The sequence below is a fragment of the Candidatus Laterigemmans baculatus genome (genome assembly GCF_010367455.1).
Lineage (GTDB): Bacteria > Planctomycetota > Planctomycetia > Pirellulales > Pirellulaceae > Laterigemmans > Laterigemmans baculatus.
In genome coordinates, this window is sequence record NZ_WRPR01000078.1 from 1 (window position 1) to 20987 (window position 20987).

Consider the following 20987-nt stretch of genomic DNA (forward strand, 5'->3'; position numbering starts at 1 on the left):
TCGGAATCCGTCAACGAACCTTACCCTTTTCAGCCCCCGAATCTGTCTCTTGTAACTGACCCAGAAAGTCTCACTTCCCGCTGAAACAAATCACGTCGACAAGGTCCTCAAGCACTTGATGACGCGGGGCCTGAAGGTGGCCGGAGGCGACCGCTTGGGCAAGACGATCATCTTCGCCAAGAACCAAGATCATGCCGACTTCATCAAAGAGCGGTTCGATGCGAACTATCCGCACTACCACGGACATTTCGCCCGGGTGATCACTTTCAAGGTGGACCGCCCCCAGTCGCTGATCGACAGCTTCTCCAACCAGGAGAAAGAGCCGCACATCGCGATTTCAGTCGACATGCTCGATACCGGGATCGACGTTCCGGAGGTCGTCAACTTGGTCTTCTTCAAGCTCGTCCGCTCGAAGACCAAGTTCTGGCAGATGATCGGGCGCGGGACACGGCTCTCTCCCGATCTGTTTGGCCCGGGAGACGACAAGAAGTTCTTCTACGTCTTTGACTATTGCCAGAACCTCGAATACTTCAGCGCGAATCCCGCCGCGACCGGGGGATCGGTGGGGGATTCGCTGCAGACACGGCTATTCAAGTCGCGTCTGGAGCTGTTCCGCGAACTTGACGGGCGGCTCGAAGCGAGCGGAGGCGTGGCCGCCGGCGTGACGCATGAAGTGACGCCCGATTACACGGGGCCGATGACCGAAATCCAGATCCGCGACAGCACGAGGCGAACGCTGCAACAACAGGTCGCGTCGATGAACCTCGACAACTTTGTGGTTCGCCCGCACCGGAGGTTGGTGGAGCGGTTTGCGAAGCTGGAGGCATGGAAGTCGCTCAGCGACCAGGACGCTCGCGAACTGGCGGCTGACTTGGCGGGCCTGCCGACACAGATGGCGGCGGAGACGGAAGAGGCGAAGCGTTTCGACCTGTTGCTGTTGAAATTGCAGCTAGCTCACCTGAAGGCCGAGCCCTCCTATGCGCGCCTGCGGCAGCAAGTCATGGAAATCGCCGCTGTGCTGGAAGAGCTATCGTCGGTTCCTTCCGTTCGTGCCCAGATGCCGCTGATCCTGGATATTCAGACGGATGAGTGGTGGGAGGGCGTTACGACTCCAATGCTGGAGTCGGCGAGGCGACGACTGCGGGACTTGGTCAAGTTGATTGACAAGAAATCGCGGGAGCCGCTCTACACGGACTTCGAGGACGAGATGGGCGAGGAGACGGAGTTTCCTCTGCCGGGATTCGGGAGAGCCGCCACACTGGAAAAGTTCCGCGAGAAAGCGAAGGCCTTTCTCCTGGAGCACCAGTCGCATCCGGCGATCGCCAAGCTGCGTGCAAACCTGCCGATGACCGCGAGCGATTTGGAAGGGCTCGAGCAGCTGCTGACCGAGCACGGGCTTGGCCAGTCGGAGTTCTTCGAGCAGGCGAAGGCCGAGGCGCAGGGGCTGGGGCTCTTTGTCCGCTCCCTGGTCGGGATGGACCGAGAGGCGGCCAAAGAGGCCCTGGGGGCTTTCTTGACCGGCAAGACCTTTTCAGCCAACCAGATCGAGTTCGTCAACATGATCATCAACCAGTTGGCCGAACACGGAGTCGTCGACGAATCGCTGCTCTACGAGTCCCCGTTCACCGACATCTCCCCCCACGGTCCCGACCAGCTATTCACCTCGGACCAAGTCGACGAACTGATCACTATCCTGCAACGCGTCCGCGCCCTCGCACTCGCTGCCTAACGACGCACCGCTGTCACCGTGCAAGTCCGCTCTCACGCAGGGTTCCACAACCAATCCCCTGCAATGCCCCAGCGACTCCCCCTTCTGCCTTCACCTCTCAGCCTTCAGGAACCGTAACCAGTGCCTCGCATCTCGATAGTCCTCGCTTCGATATTCGCAATGCTTGCCATGCAGCTCGTAGCGGCGAGTGAGAACATCCGGCTCGTTCCTTTCACAGAGAGCTCGGGTGCCGCTGATCCAATACGGCGGCCCGATCCTACGTCTCTCCTTGGGAACCTGCAGGAGAAGCATGCCTCCAGCGGGAACGTGTTTGTCGAGATGTCCGATGTCGGCTTCTTGATCAGCAAAACCGGTGGCGGCCCCTGCGCCAGCTGTGCAGCCAATATTACACTTCAGGCGTGCCGCATGATGCTCGGCCTTGATCCGGTAGGGCATCCGCACCGCGTGATTCTGCAGTCCTTCAAAGATCAGGAAGCACTGCTTGGAGGGCGGGTTACGAATCACCAATTTGTCAGGCTGCTCAAATCCTACGAGTCGCAACTGGAGGGGGCAAAGCTGACAATTGAAGTAGTGTCGGCACCAAACTCGCCGCATGCGACAGATGGCAAGACGTGGGGCGAAGATCACCCATTGGTCCTTCAGGTCAAGCCGGACGAGCTTCAGATCCTGAGCTATACGGTCACCAGAGAAGACGGCGAGGTGCTAGGACGCCACTTTGTCATCTTAAAGCAGATTGCCGACGGCCAAGTCTACGTCGTCGATCCAAATGTGCCGACGAAGACGCGGCGATACGTGCTCGAGGAAAAACCCGAAGGCAGTGGTCGCGTTTTCCTTCGTCTACCGCCGGATGTTTCAGCACAGCCCTTTGTCAATGAGCTCAACACGGTCTTCACTGTTCAAGTCGGGCCTCTGAAGAAAGCGGCCCCCACGGTCGGGAGTGTCGAATCGATCAAACGTCAGATTGATGTGACCGCAAAACGGTTGGCGGAACGGGGCGAGCTGAAATCCCCGATAGTATGGCGGTCTAAAACTGCGTCCTTCGGCCTGCCGGGACTCGATCTACCACAAGAGCTGGGCGGATCAAATTGGTCAGCCGAGAAGATGATTGAGGTCTTTCGGCACGCCGGTCGTCACGATCTGAATCTCCGGGACGTTGTCGGAGGGGCTCACGGTCACGCCGCTCCGCATCGATCACTCGGCTTTCGACAGCTACTGCTTGCTCATCGAGGCGGGCGGAAAGCGGTTGCTCTACACGGGAGACCTTCGCGGCCACGGCCGCAACGCCGCTCGTTTCGAGGAGCTGGTTTCAAGCCCGCCTCCGGACATCGACCTGCTGATCTGCGAGGGCACACGGGTGGGGAGAACGCCGGACTATGCGTATCCGAACGAAGAGTCTGTCGCGGCACGGATGGCTGAGATCTTCCAGCAGACGGAAGGGATGGGGCTGGTCTGGTGCTCGAGCCAAAACATCGATCGGCTGGTCTCGGTTTGGGAGGCGGCCAAGCGTGCTGGCCGTAAGCTGATCTTGGATATGTACACGGCGGAGATTGTGCGAGCAGCGGATCACGATGACCTGCCAAGCGTGGCGCACGGAGACACGAGGGTGTTTCTGCCCTGGAGCCAGAAGCAGCGAATTATCGCTCGCAAAGCCTTTGATATCCCGGCTCCTTACTATCCGCACCGCATCTATCCGGAAGGCCTTGTAGGAGCCGCTGGCGAATCAGTGATGGTCTGCCGACCAAGTATGCTCCGAGAGCTGAAGCGGGCCGACTGTCTCGAGGGAGCCTCGTTCATCAGCTCGCTCTGGTCGGGATACCTCGACCGCAGCCAAAAACACCTCAGCGTCCTGTCGCCTTCGTCATCGCCAGCGACCGATCACGCTCGAAATGACGAGGAGACTGGCGGGCAGACCCCAAGCCAGAAAGCCGTCCCCCACTTCCATGTCCACACATCTGGCCATGCGACGGTGGAGCAGCTAGAACGTCTCCTTTCTGCCTTCCCCCGCTCGCGAGTGGTTCCGATCCACCTCGACAATGCCGAGCGGTTCGCAGAGCTGGCGGCGAATGTGGAACTGAAGAATGATCTTGAATGGTGGAGACTATGAAGAGCCAACGTCGTGCACCTCGAGAATTAGCTATGGCACATTACGATTACTGGGAAGGCGGAGATAGTCTTGCCAGGCTTGCACAGCATGAGTTCTTTCAGAACTGCTTGTTGAAAGATGCTCGGGCCGGGGAAGTCTTTCCCGCAATACGAGGCGCACGATTTGACTTCTACTATCAGGGACAGAAGCTGTGTTCGTTTAACGGACGCACGTTCCAGTCAAATATCGCTTAGGGTATCGAGATCGGATTTGGTCCACCGAGACCGACGTGGTTGAGTCATGAGCGGTATCTCTGAATCGGATAGTCGAAGTATTCGAGAGGTGTCGTCCCTTGAGGTACGATGATCCTCTTACTCCTCGTCAACCTACACTTCGGTCTCCGTTTCACCAAAAGTCATGACTCGCACCAAACCGAACCGAGTTGGGGCGTCGCTGGCGGACGACCCTTGAGCAAATATGGCTGGGCGTGTCGATGTCGACGGGTCTGGAAGCGTCTTCTCCGTCGCCGCTTAGGAGAGATAAGGCATGACCAGTGTCCAGCTGCCTTGCTCCCAGCACGGTGGTACGCTCTAGCCGAAGTCGCGAGGGGCGTAGCTCGCGGCACCTACTACGAAGACGAGGAGACCCGATGGATAGGCTGCAGCGACGAGCACTTCTTGTTCTTCAGATGGTTCACGAACTGCACAAGCAAGGCTACCAGCTGCTTCGCATCGCACCCGGGATGTCCGCGTCGGGTTGTCACTGGCGGTGCGCGGTGACGCAGCGGGCAAACATTCGGCGAGACAATGGCGCGCTGCTGGCCGACTACGGTGCCCCTGCGGCCCAATACACTACTGGTCAAGAGGACGCGTACTTCGGCTGGACCGATGCGCAGGAAGACGACGCTCCGGAGCTGGCAAGGAAGTTCGGCGAGCGGTTCCCCGAGGTCGTTGATGGGGCCTTTGGCGATGACTGGGCTTACGCGGGCTGGTACGCACGAATGCTGGGCTACGCCGAGCGGGGCATCTTTCCGGTCGCCTATGCCGACTGGTGGGAACCGCCTAACCCACGCTTTCTGCCGCTATGGGGGCATGAGAGCGACCTGCCGATGCCACCCCCGGGCGACGCTGAGCCCGAGGAATAGGCTTGCTAGAGGAGCCGGTTCGACGTGTGGTTCCTCGTGGTCGCTTCCTCAGCAGGCCGGAGATTCCCCTGGCGTCCATCGTGGGGAGTGCGAATGACGCTTGCTCTGGCGGTGGGAGATTACTCCAGGACGCCCGGGCCTAGCTCGACGGCGTCTCTCGCGAGTATTTGGCTGGAAAGGTCAGGTACTCGGCTGGCACGGCTTCGGTGAGCCAGACTCCGTTTGCCGACAGGTAGAACTCGTGGCCAGCCGCGTGCATTCGGGCGGCGGCCACGGCCAGGACGATTGGCTTGCCGCGGCGCGAGCCGACCTTGGTGGCCGTAATCTCGTCGGCAGAGAGATGGACGTGGTTGCGGGACCTCTTGAGCAGGCCGTGCTTGCGGATTCTACCAAGGAAGGCTTCGACGGTCCCGTGGTAAAGCACATCGGGCGGGCTCGCCAGTTCCAGATTTAGGTCGACCGTGGCGATCGAGTGCCCTTGGTTGGCTCGAATGCGGAGCCCGTCGTCGCTGAGCGAGAACCGCTTCTTGTCGTTCGTAGCGACCACCTCATGCAGGAGTTCGAGCGTGAGCGAGTGCCCATGCTGGTTGGCCTTGGCGAGCAGCACATCGATCTCGAGCCAGCCCTCCGGATCGAGCTGCATCCCGATCACCTCCGGCTTGTGCCGCAAGACGAGGCTCAGGAATTTGCTGGTGGAGACGAGTGACTTGTTCATGAGATTCTGTTCGCGTTTCGGTGTGCCGCGTTGAGCAGGCTTGTGAGCTGATCGGTGGATGCGGGGCGATGGACTACGGGTTTGTAGAGAGTGGTTACCGCGAGTCGTGCGATCGCCGCTGCGGCTTTTGATTCTGGATCCGGCGAAGGGACGGCAACTTCCTCCGGCGAAATGGTGTTGGAAATCGCTTGGGCCACTTGGTCGGCATGGTGCGGGGCCTGGCCGGTTAGATACCAGTAGGCCAGTCCGCCGACGGCGTAGAGATCCGTGCGAGGGCCAATTTCACCGAAGGCTGTTGAAATCTGTTCCGGAGCCGCGAAGCCGAGGGTGCCTCCGAGAGGCGACTCGAGTTCTCCTCCGGTCGAGCCGGCCGAGGCCTGCGGTCGCTGTGCTTGCGAGAACCCGAAGTCGGTGAGCGTGATCTGGCCTGCTCGATCGACCAGGATGTTGCGCGGCGTGAGGTCGCCATGTACGAGCCCCGCGGCGTGAACGGCCGCCAGAGCCGCGAGGATTTGCTGCAGGAACAAGACGAACAGCTCGGGCTCGACGCTCTTAGCCGAGTATGGCCGCCGCCGCGTTTGAAGGCGGTCTGTTTTTCGACCGACCGCGCCAGTTCACGGCGGGCAAAGGTAGCCAGCAGTCGCCACAGCGAGACCGAGTCGCTGACCCGGACGCGGTCCCGCACTGCGGCGTTGAAAAAGCTGCCCATCGCCGACTGCACCACGTCCTCGGGATCGACCGAGCTGCGGAAACGAGGGTTCATCCGCTGGACCACGAGCGCCACAAGCCGGAATGCATAACGATCGACCAGCACGCCCGCGGCCTGTTCGTCGCCCGCTTTCCAGAGCCGCAGCAGTTCCTCGCCTGAATGATCCACAAGGGGAATTTCGGAAAAGTTGTTGCGGTCGCTGTCCGGTTCCACTGCCGTTTACTCACTTCCTGAGTGACGTATCGACGAATCCTACAGGGAGACAAGAAAATGGCGATGGTGGTGACTCTGCCGTGCAGTGGGTGCAAGGATAAGGCGTGTTTGCCGGTCTGCCCGGTCGAATGCTTTCACGAGGACGCGGAGATGCTCTACGTCGATCCCGAAGAGTGCATCGATTGCGGAGCATGCGTTGCGGAATGTCCGGTGGAGGCCATCTTCTACGAAGACGACGTACCGGCGAAGTGGCACGGGTTCATCCAGCTCAACGCGACCAAGGCACGGGAATGCCCTTCGGCGACGGATCCGTAGATCACTACTTGATCAGTCGTTTCATCGCGCCGGCAACACCCAGGGTGACTTCCGCGCTTCGGGTAGTCACTGGCGGTGCGCGGTGACGCAGCGAGCGAACGTTCGGCGAGATAATGGCGCGATGCTCGCCGACCACGGTGCTCCTGCGGTCCACTACACAACTGGCCAAGAGGACGCGTACTTCGGCTGGACCGATGCCGAGTAGGACGACGCTCCGGAGTTGGCGAGAAAGGTTTGTAGAGCGGTATCCCGAGATCGTCGATGGGCGACGCTGAGCCCGAAGAAGAGGCTTTCCAAATGAGCCGACTCGACCTGTCGTCTCCCATGGACGCCTCCTACTCTGCAGGCCAGAGATTTCCCACGGCGCCCATCATGCGGGGTGAGTGAAGCGCATGCGCCGGAGGTGAGTGAAGCGTCGTTTGGCAGATCCCGGAATGGCTTCCGCCGCTGCTGTGCATCGTCGAGGCTCAGCTGGCACGCATTCGGATGGAAGCGCGAAGTCGCGAAAATATTACCCGACAGCACATCGCCGACGCAGGGTTGGGGCCCAGAGCTTTCGTCTGGGCCCGCAACCTCTGCTCATCGGCTGTCCTAGTTATGGGGAAAGGAGCACGTGTAACTGCCAACGATCACTTCAGTCCTTGGCTACACTATCTGCGGAGGTGCCGGCGTTCCGTCACCTTCTGATGCGCTGGAATCTGCCGTTCAGGAGCATGCCCTGGTCACCCTACAGGTTGGCATTTCGCTCCAAAAAATTTGTTCGTGCCTCGAGGGCTTTGTCACAGGCGTAAATAAGCTCTGATTTGGCCACAGGACTCCCGCCGTGGAAGCTTCCTGCAGGGGCAGAAGACTGCTGGTGCTTGTCCGCCTTCGTCTCGCGGTGCTCGGCGACGCCTCTGACCAATTTGACACAGCCGGTAAGGCAGCGGCTGAAGCGACGCCATTTGCTGGCCACGCTTTCTGGCGGCGTGGTGCTTCCCTCGGTACGGTGAGGGGGCTCAAGAAGATCGTGGAGCTCTCGTAACGACTGGCGATGTTCCATGGATCCTTCGCCGCACACGGCAGCGAGAGCGGCGACCGTGTCTTGAAGCATCTCAAGCAGGTCTTGGAGGGGCTCTTCTGACGACTTCGATGGCCAACTCAGGTCAACAATTTCATCCAGCAGCTCTGCGATCCCTGCCATTCCCTTGAAAATTTGCTCGATGGGATCGCTGTTGAGCTCGATCGGGTTGGCTTCTTGAACACTCATGTATCGTTCCTTTTTGTTCATTGTTCGGGGGTGCATGCTGGGGCTGCCGATCCGGACCGTTAGCGGCCTCGGTGCCGGATTTCGGCTATAGCCCACTGGGTGGTGCGCATGCGACGCACCGGAGAGACGCAGTTACCGCGTCTGCATCAATCGCAATGGTGCCCGTTCTCGGACGCCACTACGCCCTGTTCGGTGTTTCTCGAACCGGTGTTCGAGCACCTTCATCGGGCATGGGCCAATACAGGCCTGTACGCCCGAGCCGTCTCGGATGTATGGGAATCCGGACTCACCGATCTAGCCCACAGGTAGCTAGACAGGGACAACCTCCAGACACGAGGTCTGCGGAGGAGAGACCATCCGCCATAGCATTGGCGGTTGTCGGCTGCCGACCACCGGAAGCGTTGTTCCCGTGGTCCCGGTTCTCCCGGACACCGACTGCAGCAAAAGCTAGCACGCAGTCCAGAGCCGGGAAGTGAGCAGAGCGTCTTGTCTGAGGAGTGAGCAGGTTGCCATCGTCCTGCTTTAGTTTCGCAGATTGTCTCTTGCGGCTTCCGATGCTCCATCGCTCGGCTGGTGGACACTTGGTATTTGCACTCGCAAATTACCGCTACAGGTAGCATGCACCCTTTAGACCTAGCCGCTACTTGAGCAGTCGCCGCATCGCGCCGGCAACGCCGAGGGTGACTTCGGTCATGCGGGCGTAGTCGAGCGTGTCGGGGGTGTCGGTTTCGAGGTGGTAGTTGGGGTTCCGCAGGAAGCTGGTGTCGGTCAGCATCAGGGCGGGATAGCCCTGGTCCCAAAACGAACTGTTGTCGCTCAGACGGATCTCGTGGACCGTTTCCGGCAAGCAGATTGAGAACAGGGGCAGGCGTGTGGCTCGTTTGAAGCCGCGGCGGAAGGCCCAGGCCAGCTTCCATGACGGCGGGTTGCCGACGGCGGCCAGGAAGTTGCCGCGGCGCGGAAAGAAGCGGTGCAGTCTTGCGGGGATCGTCGGCGGGACTTGCTGCGAGCCGAGCTCGTCGCTGAAGTACCCCACCATCTCCAGACAGAGCATGCCGGCAATCCGTTCGCCTCGCTGTCGGCACTGGCTGGCGTGGTGCTGGCTCCCCATTTCGCCAAAGTTGAAGAAGGGGGGCTCTTCGCAAGCGAACGCGACGTAGCGTGCGGTTCGCCGGCCGTCGTGGTCGCGGAGCAGACGGCTGACTTCCAGCAGGACTGCGACGGCCGATGCGTTGTCGTCGGCTCCGGGCGTTGTGCTAACCGTGTCGTAATGGGCGCCCAGCAGAACGATCTCATCCGAGCGACTCGTGCCCCGCTTTTCCACGATCAAGTTCGTGGCCTGCTCTCCGAGGGCGACGTAGGTCTCCCGCTCGACCTCGTGCCCGATCTCTCGCCACTGATTCTCGAGATACCCGATAGTGGCCGCGATCGTCTTGGGACGCGCGAGCGTGCGGGGACCGATCAGCCCGGCGAGGGTCTCGACGTGCTGGCGGAGATTCGCTTCGATCGTGGCGCGGTCAGCGGTCATCAGTACGGTGGGGCCAAGCGTCGGAAGCCGTGAAACAGGACGACCGCGAGAAACAGTAGGTTGCGGGGCAGCACCGCCAAAGGATTGATGCTGAGGGCTTTCGCGGGAGTCGAGGTGCTGCGGAACTCGGCTAACTGCTGTGCCAGGCGATCCATCCAGCGGACGCTTCGCGGCCACTCGTAGAGGCCGTCGATCCACTCCTTCGGAATTCCCTCGCGACCGACTCCCGATCCGACAATTCCGCCCACGATCGCTGCAGTGGTGTCCGCGTCGCCACCGCATTCGATTACCGCGGTGACTGCCCTAGCGTAGTCAGTTGGATGGGATAGCCAGGCGTGGATCGCGACCGGCACCGTGTGGTACGTGTAGCCGGTGACTCCCTTCTCCAAGCCGAGTGAGGCGGCAAACGCTCGGGTCGATTCGCAAGCGGAAACGCTCTCGCACGCCTGGCGGACCAGGGCGACCAGTTCGCTAGCTTCCTCGCCGACGCATTCGGCGAGCGACTGCAGGAAGCGGTTCGGGTCCTGCATGCCCGCCCGTGAGGCCTGGGCCGCGAGCGCCACAGCGATCGCACCCGCCTCGGCTTTCGGGTCGGTGTGCGTGAGCCTCGCAGAGGCTTTGGCGAAGCGGAGCAGTCTATCCCTGTCATCGAACACCGCTCCGAGGATCGCGGCTCGCATCGCTGGTCCGTTGCCGGCTGAGAAGACGCCCGCGGTTGTGGGCGAGGCGCCCAGCCAGAGTTTGATTCCGCTCCGGGCCGTCGCTTTCCCGACACCAGCCGGCAGGGCGAGGATCCACCAGCGGAGTCGCCATGCGAGCCGACGTGCGAAATCGTCAACGTCGTCGCCCGCCTCGATCAACGACTGAGCGACCATCAGCGTGTGCTCGGTGTCGTCGGAAATCATCCCACGGCCGAACAGGAAGCGATGCCGCGCCGGCGGCCCTAGCAGGCGTGGAGCCCGATCGCGTGAGACGCCTTCATACGGCAGTCCCAGCGCGTCACCGACCGCGGTTCCCAGGATGCAGCCAGCAATTGCCTCGACGCTCATGCGGTCTCCGTTGTCTCATCAATTGAACCTGCAGAGCAACCTAATTCTCCGGCTGCGGCGTATTCATCGGCTTGGCGTACAGGTCGCGCAGAGCAGGCTCCAGCTCCGGATAATGGAACTCGAACTTCGCGTCTACCAGTCGTTCCGACACCACGTACCGGCCGTAGAGGGCCAGTTCGGGATCCGTCCGCAAGAATAACGGAGCGCCGATCCGCACCATCCACTCGAAGGCTGGGAAGCCGATGGGCATGCCGAGGACTCGGCGAAGCGTGCGCATGAACTCGATCTGCGAAACAGGGTTGGGTGAAGACGCGATGTATGGGCCCGACATCGTTTCATCCGCGATTGCCTGAGCGACTAGACGATTCAGGTCGGTCTCATGAATCCAGCTCATCCCCTGTGTTCCGCTGCCGACGCGACCGCCCAATCCCAGCCTCGCCAGCAGTCCGAGCGTCGAAAGGGCACCGCCGCCTGCACCCCGGTCGCGTCCCACCACGAAACTGGTCCGCAAAATGACGCCGCGCTGCTCCGGCAGTTTGCTGTCGGCGAATTCCTGCTCCCAAGAGCGAGCGATTTCGGGTGCGAACCCGAAGCCTTCGACAGAGCTTTCCGTGCAAACGAGGCTCGGCGGATCGCCGTAGATATGAGCCGTGCTCATTTGCACCCAGACGGGCGGTGGCGATGCCACGGAACGCATCGCCGCACCGAGGACCCGCGTCGCTTCGATCCGCGATCTCAGGATCTCATCCTGGTGATCCGGGGTCTTGATGCAGTTGACGGTCCGCCCGACGAGATTGATCACAGCATCGGCACCGTCGATCACTTCCACCCAAGAGCCGACCGAGCGGGCGTCCCAAGACTGATGCTCACAAAGCCCGGGTTGCGTGGGCTTGGAGCGGGAGAGAATCGCGACCGAAGCACCACAAGCGGTCAGGTGATCCGTCAAGGATGTGCCAATAAAGCCGCTCCCGCCAGCAACGACGACCTTCTTCCCGTCCAGCTTCGTCACCGGTTCTCTCTCGTTCGTCATTGAGGCGTGCAGCTCTTCAATATCTCCTGGGTCAGGTCCTGGTGGGCCATTCCCTCGTACTCGAGCGGATCGCCGTAGCGGTCGCAATAGTCGCTGAGCACCTTCTCGAGGAGTTCCAGCCCTGCTCGCCGGTCGGCAGGATCCTCACCGGCGAATGCGAGCGTGATTGCAGCTGCCAACGCGAAATCAGAGCAATGGGGATAATCACCAACGACTGCACGCTCAAATCTGTCACGCTGCCGCTGGTTTTTGAACGGTGTCACCAGGTACGGAGTGCTCTTGATCTCGAGCAGGTATCCGTAGCGAGCCTCTTCGGGGCTGTCAGTCGGCCGCATCCGTGCGACGGCTCGCTTGTACTTGGTCTTCGAGGGGGTCGAGGCTTGCTCGTCTGTCCGTTGATGGAGAACGGTCATGGGGTACTGGTAAACGTTGAGGATAGTTGTTCAGAGTGTTCCGCCAGGGAGGCTCTAGTGGTGATACCTGTGGCAGGTCATCGATCCCGACGCCGCGTTTGCCGAGCCGGCAGCTTAAACCTGAAGTCCGGTGCGGAGAACGTCAGAAGAAAGGCTGGTGGCGGTGGGGCCCGGACGAGGGGCAGGCGAACCTGTGCCGGGAGGAAAGCCATGGGAAAACAGCGAAGATGCGTCTCGCTGTTGGAGCGGGGTTCCGCCGGGTACTCGCGGCGGCACGGCAGGCGGTCGCGGCGGCGGACGCATTAAGAGCTGGCATAGAATCTAAGTAGTGAGAGCGCCAGTAACCACCGGGCTGGCGGCAGCCGACTTGCCACCCAGGCCAAGGATAACCGGCAACGGCAAAGGAAGGGAGGACTCATCTCACGTCGATCAACTTGATGCGGCCTCGTGGGCCGCGTCGATGAGCAGCTGCCGGGGGCCAGCATCGAGCGATGCTATCAGATCTCGGGCGGCTGCAGCGGCAGACTGGACAGCATCTCCGCTGAGCAACTGGTTGACCAGTTCCACAGCGCGCTCTCGGTCTTTACGCGGCGAGCGGCGTGCCGTGGGCTTTCCGCCCCCAGTGGATCGGCCGTCGGTCGCCTTTTTGCCGCCGCGATCCTGCCTGCTCTTCTTGGTAGAGCATCCGTCGGTCGATAGCTCATCGCATGACGATGTCCCGGGGCCGCACGCAGCCTGCCGTCTCTTCTCCGCGGCTTTGAGTCTTTGATGAAGCGCATGGAGGGTGACGTCTCCCGCTTTCAGAGCTTCGAAATCGTGGGGCGGTGCCGTCCGCTGTACCCAGGACAGCTGATTGAAGACGCCTTTCGAAATACCCATCTTGTCGCAAAAGGCGTCGACAGGAGATTTTGCCCCCTCGGTGTGCCCCCGCTTTCCGCGCAGCCGGTTCCCCTCCTCGACGGCTTTCTGATATTCCGGCAAGACGGTCCTCGCGATTTTCCACACCGGGCAGTTCCGACGGCCTCGCTGGATCTTCACGGCGTAGTGGAGTGGATTCTCCTCCGCAGGCAACAGTTCAACCCACTGGCCTCGCCTCGCCGTGATCTGTGCAACGAGTTCGTCCCCGTAGCCGGCTTCCACGAGTACTCTCGCGCGGTGTCGGCCGTCGACAATCAGCCCTTTCGAGGTGATGACGATGGGGGTGGTCAGATGGACTGAGCGGCCCTCGGGAGCAATCGAGCGTTTCAGGACCTGATATTCCTCCCGTTCCAGCTTGGGCATGCTGATCGCGGCTGGGTGCAGCCGGATCGACTCGTGCGTCAGCCATTTCTTGTCGCGGGCGGACAGGTACTTCAGCCGATAAAACACGAGTTTGGGCTTCGTTTCAGCCTTGGGCGCGGACGTGCTCGACGATCTCTGACTGGCTCGTTTCTTTCGTTTCAAAGTCGGCATCGGTTTCGGTTCCTCTGAGGTGAGTGTCGGGAGGAGCGGAGCAGCCTGGAGGTTCATGTTGCTATCCAAGCAGGGCTCGTCTGCCACGGCTTGAGAGCGCTTACGGTAAGCGCATTGATTCCAGGTATTGTAATAAAGATGGAGGAACGTGAGCAAACCGGCTCGGCAACACCATATTCCTCAAGGCGGCGTGGCCGGGTGAGAATCTCATGCTCGGTCGCGGTGGTGCCCCTAGTTCTGCCGGGTTTTCCCTTGCTCCCCGGTTTGTTGGAGTTCCGCGACCTTCAGTACCGCGGCCGCCAATACTTCCCGCTGGTCCTCTGACAGCAATTTGGGGTTTCTTCCCCAGTCACGTTTGTATGCCTTCGCCACGTCGTTCAGCGTTGGCTTGTTTTCTGGGGACTTCCTCTTCGATGAGCCGGCAGAGCCCTCGAGTTCCGCAAGGAGAGACGCGAGCGTCGAGAAGCAGACCTGTAAGTCCCTTTCCTTCTCGGCCTTGCGTTTCTTGCGAGGATGAAGCTTTCGTTCGAGCTCCCGAACCGTCCATCCCTCCGCAACGGCATGGTCTGCGAGCTCCCGGATATGGGCTTGCCGTTTCTGGCTCCTTTCGTCCCCCGTCCTGGTTCTTGACCAGGCTATGCCGAGTAGTCGCAACATCGAGAGAGAGAGGCCAGCGGCGGCCCATCTGTCGAAGTCATCGTCATCGATGTTCGTGAGATACTTGAACGAACGGAGTGCGCGGGCGTCGATGCCACAGAGGTCGCGTACCAGCTTTACGGGCTTTCGGTCCGCTTGCAGTTCCTGGAAGAACCTGAGAACTCCGAGCCATTTTGTCGGGGCCATCGACCGTTCTGCATACCCAGCCTGCAACTCCTTGAATTTAGAGCTCGTAACGCCCACTTGCTTCAGCGATTTCTTCTCATCCTTGCTGAGGTCATCGAAAGAGCGAGCACTTGCGAGCTTGGCGGTCTCTCGTAATGAGGGTCTGGCCATGATCTTTAGCGGCGAGAGAGGGAGGAGGATCGATCGGCAGTTGCCCCGCGGGCGTCTCGATGACGGTGACCGAAGCAGCCGTACGCTTGCGGATGTTTGGGGAGCACGGCAAGTCTACTGCGTCACTGGAGTGAGGGCCTCTCGGGTTTATCGTACGGACAATCCCGCAGCGAACGGGCGTCGGCATGGCTGGCGCGACCGGCACCAGCGTCACCGATTGGTGGTCGCGAGCTGGTTACGGCCGCGGCTTGCTGCTTGGATTGGGCGGGAATTGCCGGGCCCGGTCACGTGGCGCTCGGGCTGGCATCAGAAGGACCTCCGTTCGGCCTTGCCCGTGGTGGCGCCGAGGCTGACTATCACGTTGCCTAGATAATCTGCCGCGTGACTGATACGGTCCGTCCAGCAACGGGGGCGGCAGCGGCCGTCGTTTCCCTGCGAGTAGGGGGAGGCTGCTGGTCGACTACGCATCTCCTCGGGTGCCCAAACAAGGCAGTGGTCGTTGTCAGATGGGGATTCTGTCGAACACTCCGGATCGGATGCTCGCTGGCGATCGCGACAGCGAAGAGCCTTGCAGGCGGCTTGAAGTCCCAAGAATTTGACGGCTGCCCTGATGTTTGGGATCCCGGCGCCCGCACCGAGAGTGCCACGGTGGGTTACGAACGGGTTTCAGTCCATCCTGCGCGGGGGCGACTGAAGCGTGATTTGCAGCGGCCGACTGAGTGCCTCGACATCGCCACGCCTCACGCAATATTTGGACACCTTTTCCTCGGCACGTATGTGCTGACAGCAGTAATTTGGCGCGAGCGCCGGATCCGCTGGCTTGCGATGCAGCCCAGAAATGGGCGACGCTGCAAGTTTGGAAGGCGTGATGTAGAGACGCCGGAGTCCTTTCAGTGTTAACGGTTCCGGTGGTGGTGCCGAAATGTGTACGCCCTTGTTGAGGGACGGCGGCGGGGGGCAGCACGCGCACCCAGTGCCGCGCTGTATCCGCTGCGGAAGGCGTCAGCGAGACTTCCTAAGCGGGTGGGAGTTCGCCGCGGATCGATCAGCACCTAGATCAGCCGACAGGTGAGAGGGATTTGTCGGCAGTCCTGCTCGTGGCCTTCAAACTTAGCTTTGCATCGTAGCGGTGCAGCCACATCAGTTCATCGTGGAGGGGTTGGAGCTCCGCGATCCGGAGGCGAACCGCCACACGGTGCAGCGTGCCGTCCTGGGACCACCGGTGGTAGTAGTTATTGAGGGAGCTACGTGTGCCGTACCGCTTGGGTACGTTGCGCCAGGAGCAGTTCCTCGAATGGTGGTACAGGATTCCGTTGAGTAGCGCGCGCAGATCAATTTCCTGGGGCCGACCTCGAGTCGGCTGCGGTGGGCGGCAGAGCAGGCCGGATACGGCGTACCACTGGTCATCGGTTAGATCGCTCTCGAGGACTGGCAACTCGTCAGGGATGACCGATTGACGCCACTCGTGGGGAGATGGGACGTTGTCGGGTTGCGGATTAGCCATGGCCTGCGGTTCCTGATGCGAGATATGTGTTGGGATACGGTACTACCGCGGCTCAGGCTAACAGACGAACCCGCAAACACTGCTGACTGGCTGGTCCTCAGATGCGCACACAGTCGACCCGTCGGAGCTCGACCGGTTGCAGACAGAAGCCCGAGGGTGGTTTCTGGAAGCCAGTGAGACTCGCGTGACTGGGTGAATCGACGCCCGCGGCAGTGATGACCACCGAGGCCGCCCGAGGCATAGGCTGGAGCAGCCATGGGCGTGCCTCCAGCGTGTTCGGCCCCTTCGTTGGCTCCCTGATGTCCTCCCGGAGGTCTGGAGCGGATATACAGCGGCCCCAGATGTCTTCGCGCAGCGCAGACTGCAGAATTCGAAGTGCGTTGGCGGCGACTTTGCCCGCGGACCGCGGATACAGCTCGAGGGGAACGGGCACTGGCTGCCGCGGAGCTGAGTTTGAGAGTCGTGGGATCGTTGCCGAGCTCTCTAGTGGCTGAGGCCAATTCGTAAGCAGCGGGAAATGGTGGCACCCATTCCGTTTCGGCACGGCAAACAAAGGCGCTAATAGTAAGCGCGTCTGAGACTGGTCGGAGCGTACTACGAGGAGTTTGGCTTCGGCCGTGTTTCGGGCGTGCAGCGGCTGGATCCCTGGATGCGCGGGCTTTGACGAATTGGGCACCAGTCGAACCTTCTGGGGCGGCTTGCGAGCTCGAGCGGGGCCAGGAGCGGCCTCCTCGAGTCATCGAGGGGCCTTCGTGCCCGATATAAATTTGCGTGTCGCAGCAAGCTCCCGAATCAAAGGAAGCACCCAGCGTGGAGTCGGTCTCGCGTGACAGCGATGGTTGTGGATATTCGCCGAAAGAGACACGTCCCATTGCTCGGCGCGACTGTTCCCGATCGGCATGCGATTGCCCTCGCCACGAGCTCCTCAGAGGCCGGCTGGGCCATTTGGATCTCTTCGGGCGACCCCGGAGCCTCGGAAGCCGTATGGCGTGCGTCTGTGAGGCTGCAGGGGCCACGGTCGAGGTTGCTTTCGAGGTGGGTTCCGATGGTTCGGCGGGCTTCGTTAATTTCAGCGTAGTGTTTCGTGATTGCATGCCCAGGGCACGTTACCGAGCAGGCCTTCGTGGAAGGCTTTGTTGTGCAGTCGCTCCCAGAGTCCCCGGAGCTTTTGGGGTTGTCCGTGAATAGAGGACGCTTTGGTGGTGGAATTGGGCATATCTGTGTCGGGTCCTTGTGGAAATAGGGCGAGATTCTCTCGGGCGCTTACTCTTGGCGCCTCGAAATCAGGTAGCCCCCAGCTCTGCTTCTGTTCGGGAGCGGGGAAGACAAAACCAATCGATCCCCGCAACCGTTTCTGCTGCGTCTCACGCAGGGAATCGCAAATCGGCTTTGGCATATTCGACGAAACCGGTTCCGCGTTTGGGCTTATTCACTGTCATTGAATGGTCTCCGCGTAGGTGATGGATGACAGAGCTCTCGAGCAGAATCGACCTACTCGCAATTACCCGGTCTTGGATGTCTATAAGGGTAGTAGTACGCGTTCATCTGAAATTCGGCCTTCTGACGCGCTTACCATTAGCGCTCCGATACCGGAATCCAGAGACCCGAATCGGGATCGAAGCGGGCGTTGTATTCGCCGGTGGGGTTCTCCTGCGGATAGTGCACTCCAAGGACTTCATCTTCGCTCTGCGAGTTCTTCCTCTTGAATTGCTTGAATCTCTTCGGCAGGCCAGCGATGGCGGCGATCCGGACTTCGGTTTCGACGTAGGGTTTGACGAGGAATCCGCAGTAGCGGCCGATATGCGACAGGCGTTCGATGCTGTGGGACTGGCGGGTTTGGCGTCCCTGATCGATGCGGATGACCTCTCGGCTGGCTCGCTTGTATTCGAATTCGTGCGCCTTGGATTCGATGTACTTCTCGATGATTTCCAGGGGCGCCCTTGGGTCGGTCATTTGGGCGACATAGTGGAGGTGGGGCTGGAAGCGGAATCCTCGGTTGGTCACTCGCCGATTGAAGTGAACGAAGAAGTCGAGCTGGTAGACGGACGAGAGGGCGGTCGTTCCGGATCGTCGTCTGTCGTTATTGGCCTGCCAGCGTATCGATTCGCGGACTTCCGTGACGTACTGCTGTAGCTCGCGAAAGGTATTGACGACGTTGTCTTCATGGATGAACGGTCCGAGGACGGCGCCGAAGAGAACGTTGATCCAGCGGTTCTTCTTGAGGCGGGCGTGCGCCATTCGGCGGTAGAGCCGGCTGAAGCCCTCGGCGCGGCTACGGGCGCAGAAGGGGCAGATGAAGGGGAGCTTGCAGACGTCGTTCGGTTGGCCGTCGGAGAAGCTGGTGGCACACGCCTGGAGTCTCGGGATAATCTCCCGGATCATCTTCGGGTTGTATGCGTGTCGCTGAAACTCGTCTTTGGCGTAGAGCCAGCTGAAGTGGCTGCCGAGCATCTCCTCGAGGCCGAGAATCAGCCTGTGTTTTGCCGACAGATCTTCGGCGAGTCGCTCGCGGTCGAATTTGCCGAGGGCGAGGGCGATGGTCTCTGCGGATGCGGGGCACGATTTCCTCTGCCTCCTGGAGCGCCGTAGGGGGTTGGCCATTTTCGAGGTTTTCTGGGGAGCATGCTGTTGGCGGCGTAGGGCGAGATCAACTCGCCTGATTGAGGGAACGGACTCGCCTCAGCGTTGCGTGTCGAACGGGGGTAGCGCTCGACGAACCGCGGCCGCAAATGCCTTGAGCGGCAGCCGGTTCGTCGTGAGACGAGAAGCTCGGACTAGTTGCGGTAACCGAAGCAACTTGGAGTGAGCGGCACCGAAATTTCCCGCAAGTCCAGCGGGTAGTTCTGGGTGTCGCAGCAGGTGAGGCATTCCGCTGCCAAGGGAGTGGCGGCCGTCTGGGGAACCGGTGCGGGGCCAGACGGTGCGGCCGCGTTAGCTCTGTCGGCAGCGAGGTGCGTCTTCGGTCGCGTCGGGAGCTGACTGTCCCGCTCCCGGCAAGAGAGCTCCGGATTGGCGGGACGTGTCAGTTTTGGGCCGAGCGCGACAGCACGAAACGCGAATCGTCACGAGCGTCTGCGACGCCTGACTACGCGGCGTCGTTTCGTGTCGACGGGAGGATCGTCGAGAGATCCCGGCGAGATGCCGTCGGAATCGAGAGCCTGCTCGGCTTTTTGGATTGCTGCGAGCCGGTCGGGCTCAGTTGCCGGAGCTGCCTGCCCCTCCTCTGCTGCTGCAGCAACGGACTCAAAGAATTCGCGAATCCACTTCTCCGTCGTCCGTCGGGCCCCCATCGCATAGATGGTCCTTAGCTTGACGCCGCGCAGCCCGCGCGAAGCCCAGCGGTGGATGGAAGCCGAATGGGGCCTTTCGCCGGTGATCTGCTCGACAACTCTGGCGGCCTCGCCCGCTCGTAAAAAGTGGTTGGGTTGGTGTTGATGGCTCCGCATCGTTATTCCTCGCTCGATGAGGTGCGTTGGTGTGTGTTCTTACGAGCGGGGAGTCTACTTCTCGAAAAATAAGATTTCGGCGGTTGTGTGCGGTTGGCGGTTAGCAGGGACCTGCCTTCAATCTGTGTCGGCGGTGGAGCCTCATTTTCGTGTCGGCGGTGGAACGCTACTTCTCACCATGACTAGGAAAACGTTCAGGAAGCGACCTATTCGCATGACGCTCAAGACAGGGGCGAATTTCCGCCCAGCTCCAGAAGGAGGGTTTTCCGCCACCTCCCTGTATTACGGGTAGCGGAAATGTGTCATCCTTCTGCTGCCAACGTTCTAGCGTCCGTTTTTCTCTCTGGACCATGCCTGCCGCCTCAGACAGTCTTACGAGGTCGGAGGGTACTGGCTCCCTATGCTCAATGTCAGCAACGGCGTGGTTTGGCTCGTCGTTTGAAGAATTTGATGCTGATTCAGAGTCCTGAGGCTCTGAATCGGGGAGCTGTACCTGAGCCTTCTCGCTCAGCGCGCCCGCTTTGCCATCATCTGCGGTAGGGGAGCCTGTCTCTTCATCTATGGAGATTAGGCTTAGCGGTTCCTCAGGATGGCTGCATGAGCGATTTCCCTCGTCCTGCAGTCCGGAGAGACCGAGTGCTTCACTCATCGTTAGCTCACGGGCTGTCGGAAAATCGCCCGCTCTCACGTCGGTCACGACCATTACGCCGTCTTCGCCGGCAAAAAGATACTCCTTCTCGTCCAACGTGTTCTGTGCACTCCCGAAGAATTCCCAGTCGTCCCGGGGGTCGAATTCGCAGAGCTCTCCGCACGATATCTGTACGGTGCATGGAACGCCCAGGTCGACGTGGAAGTTGAGTTCGGCCGGTACCAGGGCTTCCCGATCGACGCTGGTGATCCACCAGTAGGCTTCATCCGCCAGAACGTCTTCGATGGTTTCGTCATTAGGGTGTGCGTCGCAGAATCTTGACCGAATCCTCCACTTCCAGTTGAGCTCGTCGAACTCGAGGTGCGAAACACAGGGCTTCGCGTCGACTAGATGCTCTCGGGCAACGTCGAAGGAGATCGGTGACCATTCTCTTTCGCTGAATCTGAGCCTGGTACGTCCTCGCTCATCGATGACTTTCAGTGTGTCATCGTCCATTTTTAGTCTGAGCTCTTTGCTCACTTTTCCGCCTTCGGCGGAGAGCGGCGAGCCCTCCAGCAGTCTCTTTAGTAGCTCAGCGCCGTGGTCCCGATTGCACTCGTAGGATCTGCGAGTCGCGACGACACGCCATGTTATCGATGCGGGTTTGTCGTCACCCATGGAGATGCCTTTTTTCGCAGCGGGCTGACGCGGCCGGCTGGATGAAAAGGCGCATCCGGCCGGCCGCGTCGCGCGGGGATCAATCCGCTCGCCCACGTACCGTCGCACC

Annotated in this window: 18 protein-coding genes and 2 pseudogenes; 6 read left to right on the plus strand and 14 right to left on the minus strand. The window is 60.7% G+C overall.

All coding sequences use genetic code 11. The annotated features are described in order from the left end of the window. The first annotated feature begins 118 nt into the window (after window positions 1–118). The 4 genes from GNK13_RS15790 to GNK13_RS15805 all read left to right on the plus strand — a co-directional run bounded on the left by GNK13_RS15790 (window position 119) and on the right by GNK13_RS15805 (window position 4956). Window positions 119–1729 (plus strand): type I restriction-modification enzyme R subunit C-terminal domain-containing protein, encoded by a 1611-nt coding sequence (locus GNK13_RS15790; RefSeq protein ID WP_235935246.1) that lies wholly within the window; start codon window positions 119–121, stop codon window positions 1727–1729. 159 nt (window positions 1730–1888) lie between these two features. After that, window positions 1889–3145, plus strand: a complete 1257-nt coding sequence (locus GNK13_RS15795) for a hypothetical protein (protein ID WP_164103527.1) — start codon at window positions 1889–1891, stop codon at window positions 3143–3145. Next, the gene (locus GNK13_RS15800) at window positions 3138–3833 is read left to right on the plus strand and encodes an MBL fold metallo-hydrolase RNA specificity domain-containing protein (RefSeq protein WP_164103528.1); all 696 of its coding nucleotides are present in this window, start codon (window positions 3138–3140) and stop codon (window positions 3831–3833) included. The genes GNK13_RS15795 and GNK13_RS15800 overlap by 8 nt, the downstream gene beginning before the upstream one ends. A 628-nt stretch (window positions 3834–4461) precedes the next feature. Continuing rightward, window positions 4462–4956, plus strand: a complete 495-nt coding sequence (locus tag GNK13_RS15805; RefSeq protein ID WP_164103529.1) for a hypothetical protein — start codon at window positions 4462–4464, stop codon at window positions 4954–4956. Window positions 4957–5095: 139 nt separating this feature from the next. Here the strand turns inward: GNK13_RS15805 and GNK13_RS15810 are convergent, their stop codons facing one another. From GNK13_RS15810 to GNK13_RS22110, 3 genes and pseudogenes are all read right to left on the minus strand, one after another. Then, on the minus strand, window positions 5096–5671 hold the full coding sequence (locus GNK13_RS15810) for an RNA 2'-phosphotransferase (protein WP_164103530.1): 576 nt from the start codon (window positions 5669–5671) through the stop codon (window positions 5096–5098). Then, window positions 5668–6216, minus strand: a pseudogene (locus GNK13_RS15815) (protein kinase domain-containing protein); the annotation flags it as partial. The pseudogene GNK13_RS15815 and the gene GNK13_RS15810, both read right to left, overlap by 4 nt. A 65-nt stretch (window positions 6217–6281) precedes the next feature. Next, a pseudogene (locus GNK13_RS22110) lies at window positions 6282–6593 on the minus strand (ECF-type sigma factor); the annotation flags it as partial. A gap of 57 nt (window positions 6594–6650) precedes the next feature. On the opposite strand from GNK13_RS22110, the gene GNK13_RS15825 reads away from it, so the two are divergent. Both GNK13_RS15825 and GNK13_RS21925 read left to right on the plus strand, forming a co-directional pair. Next, window positions 6651–6908 (plus strand): indolepyruvate ferredoxin oxidoreductase subunit alpha, encoded by a 258-nt coding sequence (locus tag GNK13_RS15825; RefSeq protein WP_164103532.1) that lies wholly within the window; start codon window positions 6651–6653, stop codon window positions 6906–6908. 82 nt (window positions 6909–6990) lie between these two features. Then, window positions 6991–7113 (plus strand): hypothetical protein, encoded by a 123-nt coding sequence (locus GNK13_RS21925; protein ID WP_261345425.1) that lies wholly within the window; start codon window positions 6991–6993, stop codon window positions 7111–7113. A 522-nt stretch (window positions 7114–7635) separates the two neighbouring features. Here the strand turns inward: GNK13_RS21925 and GNK13_RS15830 are convergent. The 11 genes from GNK13_RS15830 to GNK13_RS15880 all read right to left on the minus strand — a co-directional run bounded on the left by GNK13_RS15830 (window position 7636) and on the right by GNK13_RS15880 (window position 20878). Then, window positions 7636–8178 (minus strand): hypothetical protein, encoded by a 543-nt coding sequence (locus GNK13_RS15830; RefSeq protein ID WP_203545372.1) that lies wholly within the window; start codon window positions 8176–8178, stop codon window positions 7636–7638. A gap of 619 nt (window positions 8179–8797) precedes the next feature. Beyond that, entirely contained in the window at window positions 8798–9685 is an 888-nt protein-coding gene (locus tag GNK13_RS15835) for a M28 family metallopeptidase (RefSeq protein ID WP_164103534.1), read from the minus strand. After that, window positions 9685–10734 (minus strand): ADP-ribosylglycohydrolase family protein, encoded by a 1050-nt coding sequence (locus tag GNK13_RS15840; RefSeq protein ID WP_164103535.1) that lies wholly within the window; start codon window positions 10732–10734, stop codon window positions 9685–9687. Before GNK13_RS15840 ends, GNK13_RS15835 begins: the two co-directional genes overlap by 1 nt. Before the next feature lie 40 nt (window positions 10735–10774). Then, window positions 10775–11743 (minus strand): TIGR01777 family oxidoreductase, encoded by a 969-nt coding sequence (locus tag GNK13_RS15845; protein ID WP_235935250.1) that lies wholly within the window; start codon window positions 11741–11743, stop codon window positions 10775–10777. 17 nt (window positions 11744–11760) lie between these two features. After that, window positions 11761–12177: a hypothetical protein gene (locus GNK13_RS15850; protein WP_164103537.1), complete on the minus strand. Its 417-nt coding sequence runs from the start codon at window positions 12175–12177 to the stop codon at window positions 11761–11763. 429 nt (window positions 12178–12606) lie between these two features. After that, window positions 12607–13698, minus strand: coding sequence for a hypothetical protein (locus GNK13_RS15855; RefSeq protein WP_164103538.1), 1092 nt, complete (start codon window positions 13696–13698; stop codon window positions 12607–12609). Window positions 13699–13860: 162 nt separating this feature from the next. Beyond that, a complete protein-coding gene (locus tag GNK13_RS15860) occupies window positions 13861–14622 on the minus strand; it encodes a hypothetical protein (protein WP_164103539.1) in 762 nt (253 codons plus the stop codon). 1057 nt (window positions 14623–15679) lie between these two features. Then, on the minus strand, window positions 15680–16126 hold the full coding sequence (locus tag GNK13_RS15865) for a transposase (protein ID WP_164103540.1): 447 nt from the start codon (window positions 16124–16126) through the stop codon (window positions 15680–15682). 1575 nt (window positions 16127–17701) lie between these two features. Next, window positions 17702–18727: a hypothetical protein gene (locus tag GNK13_RS15870; RefSeq protein WP_164103541.1), complete on the minus strand. Its 1026-nt coding sequence runs from the start codon at window positions 18725–18727 to the stop codon at window positions 17702–17704. Between the two features lie 461 nt (window positions 18728–19188). Next, window positions 19189–19572, minus strand: coding sequence for a DUF1580 domain-containing protein (locus GNK13_RS15875; RefSeq protein WP_164103542.1), 384 nt, complete (start codon window positions 19570–19572; stop codon window positions 19189–19191). A 166-nt stretch (window positions 19573–19738) separates the two neighbouring features. Further along, the gene (locus GNK13_RS15880) at window positions 19739–20878 is read right to left on the minus strand and encodes a hypothetical protein (RefSeq protein WP_164103543.1); all 1140 of its coding nucleotides are present in this window, start codon (window positions 20876–20878) and stop codon (window positions 19739–19741) included. Window positions 20879–20987: the final 109 nt, after the last annotated feature.